Here is a 13,725-nt window from a genome sequence, read left to right as displayed (position 1 = left end):
TCGATTAAAAATCACAATTTGGTAAAATTATCCGCTTTTTCATAACCTTTTGATAAAATCAGTCTGATAGAAGTTTCCTTAATTTGTAAAACTTCAAATCAAGAAAAATTGAAAAAGAGAAACGTCGAATTGGTCATTCTTTCTGATGTCCATTTGGGAACTTACGGGAGTCACGCAAAAGAATTAAACAACTATCTTTCAAGTATTAAACCCAAAACTTTAGTCTTAAACGGCGATATTATTGATGCTTGGCAGTTTAGAAAATCATACTTTCCGAAAGCGCATTTACGAGTTATTCAGCGCATTATCGGAATGGCTTCTAAAGGAACAAAAGTATATTACATCACTGGAAATCACGACGAAATACTTCGAAAATTCAGCGATATGAATATGGGAAATTTTGCTTTAGTCGACAAATTAGTTTTAGAATTAGACGATAAAAAAGCTTGGATTTTCCACGGAGACGTTTTTGATGCCTCTGTACAACACTCTAAATGGATTGCAAAATTAGGCGGATTAGGATATGATTATTTGATTCTAATTAACCGATTTGCAAACTGGTGTCTGGCAAAATTAGGACGCGAACCTTATTCCTTTTCTAAAAAAATCAAAGCAAGCGTTAAAAAAGCCGTTAAGTTTATTTCTGATTTCGAAACTACTGCAACCGATTTGGCAATTGAAAAAAATTACGATTATGTAATCTGCGGACACATTCACGAACCGAAAATTATAACCAAAGAAAACAAATACGGATCTACATTATACCTAAATTCCGGTGATTGGGTTGAAAATTTAACTGCGCTTGAATACCACAAAAAGCGTTGGAAATTATTCTCTTATAAAGCAAGTAATTTTGTAGAAGAAGACAATCTTTTTGAAATGGAGGACATCTTGACGTCACAATTAATATCTTCTATAATTTTGAAATAATCTTTACTTTACAGGCTTCAGAGCGAGCATATTGGATTTTTCACGAAATAAAATGTGAATTATATAACAATTTTCAAAAATATTATACGTTCTCTATTTAACTGTAATAATAAATTTGAAAAAAATAATTTAACCATTTTTATGAAAAAGATAATATTATCTGCCATTATGCTTTTTGGTTTAGCATTTACGGCTCAATCACAAGAGATTTCAAAGCACGCATTAGGATTACGTTTAGGAGACAATAACGGATTTGGAGGAGAAGTATCTTACCAATTAGGATTAAATCAAAAAAACAGACTTGAATTCGATTTAGGCTGGAGAAACAGTAGAGATGTTGATGCTGTAAAAGGAGTAGCACTTTACCAATGGGTTTGGAACATCGATGGAGGTTTTAACTGGTACGCTGGTGTCGGTGGAGGTTTAGCTGCCTGGGATTACGATTACCGCAACGCTGGTTACAGATACAGTGACAGTGGAACTTATGTATTTGCAGCCGGAGATATTGGTATTGAATACAGATTTAAAGAAGTGCCTATTACATTATCTTTAGATGCAAGACCTGAAATTGGTTCAGGATATTACGATGATGATAATTTTGGTTTTGACGTTGGTTTAGGCGTTAAATTCAGATTCTAAATAAAAATAAAAAATAATTGTAAGAAGAAACCTGTCGTTTAAAAGCGACAGGTTTTTTTTATGAATTTTATTTAATAATAATTTCTTTTTTAGAATGAATTTTAACCACAGTATACGGATACGAAATCACTTGCATAGTCATCGCATCTTTTGCAGGACTATTTTCTTTTACTGTTATAATAATGTTTTTATCCGTTTCTTCAACATTTTCGACATCTATAGAATAACCGCTTGTGTTTTTCTCGCCCATATTCAAAATCACATAATTGTAATCATGAACATTCGGATTCTTCATCTTGTCTGCCAAAAGCGGATCATTTTCAAGCATTTTAATTTCGTTCGGCTCTGTCAGAATTTCGAAAAATTTAATATTTCCACCACCATCAGATTGTTTCGTTAAAACTTCATACAAGGCGTTTGAACTTTCAACTTTTTTTACTCCACACGAAATCAAAACAAAGATTGCTAAAACAGAAATTACTTTTTTCATATATCTCCTTTTTAATTAATGTTTTTCATACTTATAATCATCAACTGCTTTTTGATACAGTGCTTCATATTTAGGCAGGATGTTTTTAATATCAAATTTTCTGGCTACTTCCAAAGCATTCGCCTTAAACTGATTTAATATCGTATCATCTTTTAATATTTTCAAAGCATTTTGAGCCATTTCTTCAACATTTCCAACATCGCTTAAATACCCAGAAAAACCATCAAAATTAACTTCAGGAAGACCACCAGAGTTACTAGAAATTACAGGAACACCAAGAGCCATCGCTTCCAAAGCCGCCAAACCAAAACTTTCTGTTTCTGAAGGAAGTAAAAACAAATCGGTCATACATAAGATTTTATCTATTTCGTGGCTGTTTCCAAAGAAAATTACTTTATCTAAAATCCCTAATTCCTGGCATAAAATTTCTGCTTTCTCTTTTTCAGGACCATCTCCAACCATCATTAATTTGGCTGGAATTTCTTTCTGAACATTATAGAAAATCTTAATAATATCTGGAATACGTTTTACTTTTCTAAAATTACTGATATGCGTAATGATTCGCTCATTTTCATTTGCCATTACATATCTGTGACAAGGTGCAGAAGGATCTTTTTTCACTTTATCAAGTTCAATAAAATTAGGAATCACCTTAATTTTATTCTTGATTTTAAACAATTTCAAAGTATCATCTTTCAAACTTTGCGAAACCGAAGTAACATAATCTGATTTATTGATACTAAAAGTTACAGCAGGTTTATAAAAAGGATGATTCCCCACCAAAGTAATATCTGTACCGTGAAGTGTTGTAATCATCGGCAAATTAATACCTTCATTTTTCAGCATTTGTTTTGCCATGTAACCTGCATACGCATGTGGTATAGCATAATGCACGTGCAAAAGCTCAATTTTGTACAATTTAACCATATCGACTAATTTACTCGACAAAGCTAATTCGTAAGGCTGATAGTGAAACAATGGATATTCCGGAACATTTACTTCGTGATAATGAACATTCGGATTTAAAAGAGCCAGTCTAACCGGCTGACTGTATGTAATAAAATGTATTTCGTGTCCTCTTCTGGCTAGTTCGAGACCTAACTCGGTGGCTACTACACCACTACCTCCAAAAGTAGGATAACAAACAATTGCTATTCTCATGGATTAAATTTAATTCTACGAAAATACTCAAAAATCACATTTAAATAAGCTTTTAAATTGTTAGATTTTTGACAAAATTAGATTAAATCCAGTTAATAAATATTTTGGAAGCAGTACCATTTCGAATAAAAAGAACGACTAGTCCCGCTGTCCGCTATATCTTTTTCCAGCTAAAGAAGCCAGAAAAAGGATACCGCTCCCATCGGGGCTAAAAAAGACGTTTTGTTTTTCAGATCACGTTTTAAAACTGAGCTCCTATAAACAATACTACCTGAAGCAATAACAACAACCAAAAAAACAACAAAGAAGGTTCTACAGCTTCAGAAATAAACTGATTGATTTTCATCGAAACCACTTCAGACAACTTTAGATCTTTATTAGAAAAATCCACATCATCAAGTCTTACTTTTTTAAATATATAATTAATAACTCTCTTCTTAATTTTCGAACTTTCCTTATCATTTTTATTGGCTTCCAAAAGCTGTAATTTAAGCATCGCTCCATTAGAAATCTTACTTGTCATGTTGTTTGAAGTCGTAATTTTATCTACTAAAAGCACGACATAAGAATTGACATAACCAGCAAAGGTTTTATTCTTCCATGTCAAATAAATTATTTGTTGAATAGCTGCTTTATTAGCAATCAAAAAATACAAAAAGGCAAAAATTGGAGCACCTACAAATAAAATAAAACCGCAGATATTATTTAAAAGTAAGCCCATAATAAAAGCATAAGCATTTCCGTGACCTCCACCTGCAAGACTTCCATTTTGAAAAAGAATAATTAAAAAAATAATCATTGTAAATAAATTTCCACTTATCATCACAACAAGCCATTTTAAACTTGATTTTGCCGAAATACTTGCAACACTCTTAATTTCTTCCTTCATAAATTTTAAATTAAACTATTAGAATACTAAAACAATGATACGGATTTAACATTTCAAATCCTACCAAAAAATAAAAAAGGCATGAAATATAAATTTCATGCCTTTACTTATAATTTTAGAAAAACCTTAGAAAAATCTGCTATGCCAGCTGTCTGCAGCAGGAACTTCCCAAGCATCATTAAATTCTTCAATATTAGTAACTAGATTATTAAATACAATCGTATTTCCGGTTACGGCTTTATCTTTAACCATTTTCTTAAAATCAATCAATGGTTTGTGTGCGATATGTTCTCCAAGCTTAAAAGTAACATTCATTTTATCCAACAAATCAACATCGTACTTTTTTTCCAAACTTTGGATAAACTCAACCGAACTATCAATTGAACATCCTGTCGCTGCCTGCACATCTTGATTTACAGCTAATATTATAAATCGATTGTATTTTAATAAACAAGAAGCTTCAAGACTTGTTCCGTGTGCGGCCCATTGTTCCACAAAAGCTTTTAAGTCCGTTTCAATTTCAGAAAACTCTTCCTCAGAAAACTTTCTGTTCGATTGGTAAATCCAAACTCTGGATTCGCCTGGTAAATCTTCAAAAGGTATATACATTTTTAAATTTAGATTTTAGATTGTTGTTTTTTAGATTTAGATTCCAAAAGTTTCAGGCTTCAAGTAAAAAAACTTAGCGCCTTAGTATCTTAGAAACTTAGAACCTTTACTTATAAATCTTGCGCATTCGCAATTAATTCTGCGATATCAAGTACTTTTACTTCTCCTTCTTTATGTGCATGTTTAATTCCATCTGTTAACATCGTATTACAGAACGGACAACCCGCAGCAATAATATCTGGTTTTACTTCAAGTGCATCTTCTGTACGAAGCACATTTACTTCTTTATTACCAGGTTCAGCATCTTTAAACATTTGCGCTCCACCCGCACCACAGCATAATCCATTTGCTTTAGAGCGTTTCATCTCTACTAATTCAACGTCTAATTTTTGAATTAAATCTCTTGGCGCTTCGTAAACTTTATTGGCTCTTCCTAAATAACAAGGATCGTGAAAAGTAATTTTTTTCCCTTTAAATTGTCCGCCTTCAACAGTTAATCTTCCATCATCTATTAATGATTTTAAAAATTCTGTATGATGAATTACCTCGTAATTTCCTCCTAATTCCGGATATTCATTTTTTAAAGTATTAAAACAATGCGGACAAGCCGTAACAATTTTTTTTGCTTCGTAAGCATTCAGGACCTCAATATTCATCATGGCCTGCATTTGAAACAAAAATTCATTTCCAGCTCTTTTTGCAGGATCTCCAGTACAGCTTTCTTCTGCACCTAAAACCGCAAAAGAAACATTCGTACGATTTAATATTCGCACAAATGCCTTAGTAATTTTTTTTGCTCTATCATCAAAACTTCCTGCGCAACCTACCCAAAACAAAACTTCTGGTTGTTTCCCTTCGGCAAGCATTTCTGCCATTGTTGGCACTACTAAACTTTCTGACATCTCACTTCTTTGTTAAATCGGACAATCGTTTTTTGAATGAACAAATAAACAAAGCCGAAATTATTTTAAAATCGATTAAACGGTTAAACAACTAACCGATTAAACAATAAATCTTAATTCTCGTTTTTCCAATTTAAACGGTCTTGTTGACTGTACTGCCAAGGCGCACCGTTATTCTCAATATTGGTCATCATCGCATTTAATGGCATTGGAGCAGCACTTTGTTCCATTACCAAATAACGACGCATGTCCATAATAATAGACAACGGACTAATATTTACCGGACATTCTTCTACACAAGCATTACAAGACGTACAAGCCCATAATTCTTCTGGAGTAATATAATCGTTTAAAAGAGATTTATTATCTGGAACAAAAACACCTTTATTAGCATCAATATTCTTTCCAACTTCAGTCAAACGATCTCTTGTATCCATCATAATCTTACGAGGAGACAATTTTTTCCCCGTTTGATTTGCAGGACAAGAAGAAGTACAACGACCACACTCTGTACAAGTGTATGCATTTAGTAACTGAACCCAATTTAAATCCTGAACATCACTGGCTCCAAATTTAGCTGGGGCAGCATTCTCATCTACAGGAGCCGCCGCAAAAGGATCTGCATTTGGATCCATCATTAATTTCACCTCTTTTGTAACTGAAGCTAAATTATCAAACTGTCCTTCTGGTTTTAAATTTGCAAAATAAGTATTCGGGAAAGCCAAAAGAATATGCAAATGCTTAGAGAAATATAAATAGTTCATAAAAACTAAAATACCTGCAATATGCAACCACCAAAAAACTTCAAATAATAGGGCAACCATTTCATTAGAAGTTCCATTAAAAATTGGAGCGATAAATTGACTTATCGGATAACTTCCTGCTTTATGAAAATGAGAATATCCTCCTGGAACATTCTGTAAATGCAAATCAGATGCATTCATTAATAAAAAGAGAACCATTAAAACGGTTTCAAAATACAAAATGTAATTCGCATCACTTTTCGGGAAACCATTTAAATCAGAATTGATAAAACGTTTTAAACGAATTACATTTCTTCTAATCCAAAAAGTAACTACAGCAATAATGACAAGTATAGCTAATATTTCGAATGAAGCAATTAGAACATCGTACACAACGCCCAAATAAGGAGCAAAAATTCGATGTGTTCCAAAAAGTCCATCAATAATGATTTCTAATAATTCAATATTAATAATTATAAAACCTACATATACAAAAATATGCAGTATTCCAGCAACAGGGCGTCTCACCATTTTTGATTGTCCAAGAGCAATCAATGCCATGTTTTTCCAACGAGCTTTAGGATTATCTTTTCGATCTACATCAACTCCCAAATTGATATTTCGGATGATTTTTTTTACGCTCGCTGCAAAAAAACCGAAACCTACTATAAGAAGTATGGCGAATAAAATATTATCTAAATAACCCATCTATAATTATTTTTTATCTGTTGAGCTTGTTTCTTCTGTTGGTGCTACATAAGGTTTATTTTTCTTTCCAAAAAGAGAAACGTTTACGTAACGAGTTGGATAAAGACGTACATCTTGCAATAATAATTCTAACTCTTTTGAAGTTTTTGCTAAATTATTATAAAGCGCATCATCGTTTAATAATTTACCAGCAGTACCTTTTCCAGAATTCAAGTTAGCCATCAAACCATCAACTTTAGATAAAGCTTGATTTAAATTACGAACTGTTTTTCCTAAATCAGCTTTGTTTAAAGAATCAGAAATTTTATTGAAGTTACTTGACATTTTATTAAAGTTAGTAACCACACCATTAATCTGACCTTTATTAGTATCCAAAATAGAATTTAAACTACCCGAAGCTCTGTGAAATTGTGCCATTGTCTGACTCAACTCTGCAATTGTTTTCTTTAAATTTTCCTGAGTTGGCTTGTCTAAAGTATTATTTAATCCTGTAACCAGAACATCAATATTTAAAAGCATTTTGTCCAACTTTTGCTGGATTGGCTCAATTTTACCTCCTAATGATTCTGTTAATCCAAGTTCAACAGAAGATGCTAAAGTCTGACCGTCTTCTGCCAAATCCTTATCTGCCATATTCGGTACAATCTTAATTTGTTTTCCACCAATTAAACTTGGAGAATACAAAGCTGCTGTACTTGTTTTAGAAATTGGAAAATCTGTTTTTAATTGAAGTTCAACCAATAATTTACCAGTTACTTCGTCTATAGTGATTTTACTTACTTTACCAATGGCAAGCCCGTTAAGTGTAACAGGCGCTGATGCTGATAAATCTTCAACATTATCATACTGAACATATAAAGTTTTATAATTTGTAAAAAGGTCACGACCTTTTAAAAAACTATAACCCCAAATAAATAATAAAATCGATACGATGACTAATATAGCCGTTTTAATTTCTCTTGTTAGTTTCAAAATTCTAAGTGTTTGTACAAAATTAATATAAATATTCGAACTTAGGCTTATTATTTAATTGCGTCCTGAATACTGATTTTTTCTCCGTCTCTTGTTGCTACTAAAAAAGCTGCGCCATACCCTTTACTTTTAGCTTCTTGCAAATATTTCTGGGCTGTTTCGTAACTTGAAGTCTCTTCGTAGAAATACTTATATATATTGTTTTCAAATAACATACTGACATTTTTTAAACCTTTAAAGTTTTTAGGCTCTAAAGGTGTTTTCTTAATACTTGCAATAAGCTGTACTTTAAAAAATGTTCCTTTTGGTGCACTTTTCGCCACTGCAACAGGAGTAGTTGCTTTTGGTTTTGTGGGAGTAGTATCTCTTACGGGCCGACTCTCAGTAGCTTCCGCTCCTGTCCCAAAATATTCTCTTTTATAACTTAAGATCGCTTCTGCAATTGCTTTTGCGATATCATCCTGACCTTCTTCTGAATTTAAAATGTTTCCTTCTGTTGGATTTGAAACAAAACCTGTTTCAACCAAAACCCTTGGCATATACGCTTTATGAAGAACCATAAATGGCGCTTGTTTTACACCTCCCTGACGAAGTTTTTTTCCTAATTTTTCAAAATTCTCTTCAATCTTAGTTGCCAGTGTAATACTATTATCCAAATATTCTTCCTGCATTAATGTCATTCCAATCATTGATTCAGGAGAATTCGGATCGTAACCTTCGTATTTACGTTTATAGTCTTTCTCTAATGTAATAACAGAGTTCTCTTTTTTCGCCGCTTCAAGGTTAGATGCCACTTTACTCAAACCCATTACATAAGTTTCAGTTCCGTCGGCAGCTGTATTTTTATTGGCATTACAGTGAATAGATACAAAAATGTTTGAATTTGCTCTGTTTGCAATATTGGCTCTTTCGACCAAATCTATAAAAACATCCGTTTTACGAGTATAAATTACATTAACATTTGGATTAAGTTCTAAAATCTTCCCTACTTTCAAAACAATAGCTAAAGCAATATTTTTTTCAATCCTTCCGCTATAAACAGCTCCAAAGTCATGATCTCCATGTCCAGCATCAAGAGTTACCTTGAATACATTCGACTGACTCTGAGCATAAAAAGACAGGAATATTAGAAATAAAGTAAATATTACCTTAAATTTGTTAATTCTATTCATAAATCTAAAAGTTAATTTTAATAAAATGCAGCTGTTATAATTTTTAGAATTGATTATTTTTGCCAAAAAATTATATGTAAGTTTGACATGTCAAAAAACACGCCATAATTTTACAAAAATAGCATTTAAACCTTTGCATACAAACTTATTTAATATCGTTTTAATATCATTTTTCCTAACTATAGGTTGTGGAAATTTATATTCGCAAGAAATAAAAAACAAAAAAAAGCCTTTACCTGCTGTAAAACAAACAGATAAAGAAACTCCTGCACTTACCGATACGATAAAGCTGGATACTGTTAAAACCAAAAAGACTTTTCTAGATGGAAAAGTTAAGTATGTAGCTAAAGATTATGCCAAAATTGATCAGAAAAGAAAACTGATTACTTTATATAATGAAGCCGAATTATACTATAAGGATGTTGAATTAAAATCTGGTATAATTGTACTTAATTATGAAAAAGATGAAGTTTACGCAGGAAGAATTAAAGATTCTACTGGTGTTCTCGTGCAATATCCTAATTTCAAACAAGGATCAAACGAAGTACAACCTGATTCGATTCGTTTTAACTTCAAAACAAAAAAAGCTTTAATCTACAACTCCAGAACAAAACAAGGCGAATTAAACGTTAAAGCAGGGGTTACCAAAAAAGAAAACGATTCTGTTTATTATTTAAGAGGAGCACGTATAACTACATCTGAAGACATTGATCACCCAGAATATTACTTCCGAACTAACAAAATAAAATTTGTACCTGGCAAAAAAATTGTTGCTGGTTTAACACAAATGGTTATTGCAGATGTCCCAACCCCACTTGCATTGCCTTACGCTTTTTTCCCGTTAAGCAAAGAAAAAAGTGTATCAGGAATTATTGTACCTAGTTACAACGACTCCAATACACGAGGTTTCTCCCTACAAAATGGTGGATATTATTTTGCTCTAAGCGACAATTATGACTTGACGGTGCTTGGGGATTACTACACTAACGGAAGTTACGCCATGCGATTTGAATCGGCTTATGCTACCAGGTACAAGTATCGAGGAAACGTAAACATACGTTTTGAAAACCTAATCAGTAGCGAACGAGGTTATCCAGATTACACTAAACAGGGTATTTACAACATTCAGTGGTCACATTCTAAAGACACAAAATCAAACCCGAATTCAAGTTTTTCTGCATCCGTTAACATGGGTAGTAGTAAATACTTCAAACAATCGATCAATCAAGCCAATATTGGATCGAATTTGAACAACACTTTAAGTTCATCCATCAACTACAATAAAACTTTTAATACAATTCCAGGATCACGTATCGCGTTAACGGCAACTCATAGCCAGAATACGCAGACAGAAGAGATCATTATGACACTTCCATCCTTTCAAGGAAGTATTGATCGTGTATATCCTTTTGTTGGAAAAAACGGTGTAAAAAAGGGATTCATTAAAAACATCAACTTACAGTACAATGTGAGTGGTAAAAACTACTTTAAAACAAGTGATTCCCTGTTTTTTAAACCACAGATGTTTAAGGATGCTCAATTAGGAATGCAACATACAATTCCACTTAGTACCAACTTTAAAATTTTCAAATATTTTAGTGCAGGAGCTTCAACAACCTACCAGGAAACTTGGGTAAATAAGACCATCAGCAAAAGCTACGATTCTACTACTGGAAAAGCAGAAGACCAAAGTGTAAATGGATTTGATTCTTTCAGAACTTATAATTTCAGCACCAATTTAGGAACCACAATTTACGGTACTTTTAATTTTGGTGATGATAAAAGAATTCAATCGATAAGACACGTAATGCGTCCAAGTATAACTTATGCTTACACACCAAGTTTTGAGCGCTATTACGATAGTTATTCAGTTGATGCAACAGGAACAATCACTTCTCAATATACCCGATTCGAAAACGGTCTTTTTGGAGCACCAGGAAAAGAAAACTCAAACATTGTTGGTTTTGCTTTAAGTAATACTTTTGAAGCCAAAGTAAGAGACAGAGACAGCACCAAAACAGAGCCTAAAAAAATAATGTTACTAAACAATTTAAACTTTAGTACGAGTTATAATTTTAATGCTGACGGAAGAACAACTCTTGCATGGCAACCTGTATTAGTAAGTGGAGGAACTCAGTTTTTTGACAATAAAATGAATATGAACTTTGGTGCCACATTAGATCCTTATGCTCTTGACAGTGGTAACAACAGAATTAGCACTTTCAATATTGACAACGGAGGAAGCTTATTCAGATTAACCAGTGCAAACGTAACTGTTAACTACTCTTTTTCCAATAAGGGAACTGGCAAGGAAAAGAACAACCAGAGTCAGAGGAATGGAGGACGAAACGATGACTTGTTTGGAACGAATACTGATTTAAATGATAGCAGGAACAGTCAGTTTGCGAACGAACCTGAAAAAGAAGATGTAATTACCGAGTTCTTTAATTCGAAAATTCCATGGGATATGACATTAGCTTATTCCCTAACCTATTCTAATACGACAAGGCAAAACCAAATTTCAGGAAACTCACTTATGATCTCGATTAACACGGACATCACTCCAAAATGGAAAGGTGGTGTTTCTACTGGTTATGACTTTGTACAAAAAGGAGTTACCTTTACTCAGTTCCGTTTTGAAAGAGATTTATTAAGCTGGAGAATGGCCTTTAACTGGCAACCAATGGGAACAAATTCCAACTGGAACTTTTTCATTGGAATTAAATCCGGTATGCTTAGTGACATTAAATGGAACAAACGAAGCGTTTCTAATCGATAAACTACTTTCGAATCAAAATACTTTCATTATGAAAAAAATCATTTTTACCGAGAAAGCTCCGGCTCCAATCGGACCTTATAATCAAGCCGTTTTATCTGGAAACACACTTTATGCTTCTGGACAAATTGCAATCAATCCTGAATCAGGAGAATTGATTACAGACAACATCAATGACGAAACCAACCAGGTTATGAAAAACATCGCTGCGATTCTTGAAGCAGCAGGAATGACTTTTGAAAACGTTGTGAAGTCAACTATATTCATTATGGATATGAATAACTTTGGCGCCATAAACACTGTTTACGGATCTTATTTTAACGAAAAAACCGCTCCAGCTCGTGAAACGGTTCAAGTGGCTTGTTTGCCAAAAAATGTAAATGTTGAGATTTCTATAATTGCTGTGCAATAGCATCTAATAATAATTGTGCCGTTGCCTCATTGGTTGCCAGCGGCACATTATGTACATCGCAAACGCGAATCAACATATTAATATCTGCTTCGTGTGGGTGACTTGACAGAGGATCTTTAAAAAAGAAAACCATCTGTGTAATTCCTTCCGCAACTCTACCTGCAATTTGCGCATCACCTCCAAGAGGTCCAGAAAGCATTCTTTGGGTTTTAAATCCAGCAGCTTCTGCCTTTCCTCCAGTAGTTCCAGTACCAATCAGCCTTATTTTTTCGTTATGTAAAACCGCTTCATTTTTGATTAAGAAATCAATCAAGTCCGCTTTTTTTCCATCATGAGCAATAATGGCAATTTCCATAAAACCAGAACTATTGATTAGCGACATGGTAAGCAATTAATCCATCAATAGGTCTTCTTAAAACATTTCCTAATTGAAGTTCATATTTATCAAAAGTTTCTTGTAATTCATCTTTCAAATAGAAAGCAATAGAACCCACAAAATGTACAGGAACTTCTTTACAGTTATCGAATTGCTTGATATAATTCTTAACGAAAGACTTCATCCCCTTAAAGATAATTTTTCTGCAGAACTCAGTGTCTTTATGCTTAATTAAGAATTTAGCATAAGTTGCTAAATAAGCATTTGGATTTGCTTCTTTATATAATTTATTTTTAATAAAATCTGGATCAACGTCGTACTCTTTTTCAAGTTCAACAGCCAATTCTTTAGGCATTTTATTAAAATAGTATTTTCTGATTAATTCTTTTCCGAAAACATTTCCACTACAATCATCCATTACAATATAACCTAATGATTGTACTTTTTGATGTAAAACCTTTCCATCAAAGTAACTGCAGTTTGAACCTGTACCTAAGATAGAAACAATAGCTTCTTGTCCTTTTGGAGTTGTAGCATAAACTGCTGCATAAGTATCTTCCTGAACATCTACAATTGCGTTAGAGAAATACTCTTGAAAAATTCTTTTCAACCACTCTTTCATTCTGTCAGTACCACAACCGGCACCATAAAAGAATAAATGTGTAGCATTTTTTTTGTTTTGTAAGATATCGAAACGATCATTCAATCTATCAATGATTTCTGGTTCGTCTAGAATCTCAGGATTTAATCCTAAAGTTTGTGTTGTGAATAATACTTTTCCATTATCATCTATTGCAATCCAATCGGCTTTAGTAGATCCACTGTCAACTATTAATTTCATTTGTTTAGTTTTTGGGATTAGGTTTCTCTATTTTCAATTTAAAAGTGTACTTTTTACATTAATTATAGAGGTAACAAAATAAGAAAATCCCGTTACTTACATAAC

General features: G+C 33.0%; 14 protein-coding genes. 4 read left to right on the top strand and 10 right to left on the bottom strand.

The window, feature by feature from the left end:
- Positions 1–108: 108 nt before the first annotated feature.
- Both NQQ59_RS10540 and NQQ59_RS10535 read left to right on the top strand, forming a co-directional pair.
- The gene (locus NQQ59_RS10540; RefSeq protein ID WP_144219102.1) at positions 109–930 is read left to right on the top strand and encodes a UDP-2,3-diacylglucosamine diphosphatase; all 822 of its coding nucleotides are present in this window, start codon (positions 109–111) and stop codon (positions 928–930) included.
- 141 nt (positions 931–1,071) lie between these two features.
- Positions 1,072–1,569, top strand: a complete 498-nt coding sequence (locus tag NQQ59_RS10535) for a hypothetical protein (protein ID WP_144219101.1) — start codon at positions 1,072–1,074, stop codon at positions 1,567–1,569.
- A 67-nt stretch (positions 1,570–1,636) separates the two neighbouring features.
- Here the strand turns inward: NQQ59_RS10535 and NQQ59_RS10530 are convergent, their stop codons facing one another.
- The 8 genes from NQQ59_RS10530 to NQQ59_RS10495 all read right to left on the bottom strand — a co-directional run bounded on the left by NQQ59_RS10530 (position 1,637) and on the right by NQQ59_RS10495 (position 9,215).
- Positions 1,637–2,059: a protease complex subunit PrcB family protein gene (locus tag NQQ59_RS10530; RefSeq protein ID WP_144219100.1), complete on the bottom strand. Its 423-nt coding sequence runs from the start codon at positions 2,057–2,059 to the stop codon at positions 1,637–1,639.
- Between the two features lie 15 nt (positions 2,060–2,074).
- Positions 2,075–3,220 carry an N-acetyl-alpha-D-glucosaminyl L-malate synthase BshA gene (bshA, locus tag NQQ59_RS10525; RefSeq protein ID WP_144219099.1) on the bottom strand — a complete coding sequence of 382 codons (1,146 nt, stop codon included), beginning with the start codon at positions 3,218–3,220 and terminating at the stop codon, positions 2,075–2,077.
- A 241-nt stretch (positions 3,221–3,461) separates the two neighbouring features.
- Complete coding sequence (locus tag NQQ59_RS10520) at positions 3,462–4,109, bottom strand: hypothetical protein (RefSeq protein ID WP_144219098.1); 648 nt, start codon at positions 4,107–4,109, stop codon at positions 3,462–3,464.
- Between the two features lie 126 nt (positions 4,110–4,235).
- Positions 4,236–4,718, bottom strand: a complete 483-nt coding sequence (locus tag NQQ59_RS10515) for an ABC transporter ATPase (protein ID WP_144219097.1) — start codon at positions 4,716–4,718, stop codon at positions 4,236–4,238.
- A gap of 110 nt (positions 4,719–4,828) precedes the next feature.
- On the bottom strand, positions 4,829–5,620 hold the full coding sequence (locus NQQ59_RS10510) for a (Fe-S)-binding protein (protein ID WP_144219096.1): 792 nt from the start codon (positions 5,618–5,620) through the stop codon (positions 4,829–4,831).
- 113 nt (positions 5,621–5,733) lie between these two features.
- Positions 5,734–7,071 (bottom strand): (Fe-S)-binding protein, encoded by a 1,338-nt coding sequence (locus NQQ59_RS10505; RefSeq protein WP_144219095.1) that lies wholly within the window; start codon positions 7,069–7,071, stop codon positions 5,734–5,736.
- Positions 7,072–7,077: 6 nt separating this feature from the next.
- Complete coding sequence (locus tag NQQ59_RS10500) at positions 7,078–8,043, bottom strand: MlaD family protein (RefSeq protein ID WP_144219094.1); 966 nt, start codon at positions 8,041–8,043, stop codon at positions 7,078–7,080.
- A 50-nt stretch (positions 8,044–8,093) separates the two neighbouring features.
- Entirely contained in the window at positions 8,094–9,215 is a 1,122-nt protein-coding gene (locus NQQ59_RS10495; protein WP_144219093.1) for an N-acetylmuramoyl-L-alanine amidase family protein, read from the bottom strand.
- 82 nt (positions 9,216–9,297) lie between these two features.
- Between NQQ59_RS10495 and NQQ59_RS10490 the strand changes: the two genes are divergently transcribed.
- Both NQQ59_RS10490 and NQQ59_RS10485 read left to right on the top strand, forming a co-directional pair.
- Entirely contained in the window at positions 9,298–11,994 is a 2,697-nt protein-coding gene (locus NQQ59_RS10490) for a putative LPS assembly protein LptD (protein ID WP_222104888.1), read from the top strand.
- A 28-nt stretch (positions 11,995–12,022) separates the two neighbouring features.
- On the top strand, positions 12,023–12,403 hold the full coding sequence (locus NQQ59_RS10485) for a RidA family protein (RefSeq protein ID WP_144219091.1): 381 nt from the start codon (positions 12,023–12,025) through the stop codon (positions 12,401–12,403).
- On the opposite strand, the gene NQQ59_RS10480 is transcribed toward NQQ59_RS10485, so the two are convergent.
- Together NQQ59_RS10480 and NQQ59_RS10475 are read right to left on the bottom strand one after the other, a co-directional pair.
- Positions 12,384–12,758 carry a methylglyoxal synthase gene (locus tag NQQ59_RS10480; RefSeq protein WP_044048067.1) on the bottom strand — a complete coding sequence of 125 codons (375 nt, stop codon included), beginning with the start codon at positions 12,756–12,758 and terminating at the stop codon, positions 12,384–12,386. The two genes, NQQ59_RS10485 and NQQ59_RS10480, sit on opposite strands and share 20 nt — an antisense overlap.
- A 10-nt stretch (positions 12,759–12,768) precedes the next feature.
- Positions 12,769–13,620, bottom strand: coding sequence for an N-acetylglucosamine kinase (locus NQQ59_RS10475; RefSeq protein ID WP_144219090.1), 852 nt, complete (start codon positions 13,618–13,620; stop codon positions 12,769–12,771).
- Positions 13,621–13,725: the final 105 nt, after the last annotated feature.

The sequence above is a fragment of the Flavobacterium panacis genome (assembly GCF_024649945.1).
GTDB lineage: Bacteria > Bacteroidota > Bacteroidia > Flavobacteriales > Flavobacteriaceae > Flavobacterium > Flavobacterium panacis.
Note: the sequence above shows the minus strand (reverse complement) of the source record. Positions and strands in the feature narration are given on the sequence as shown.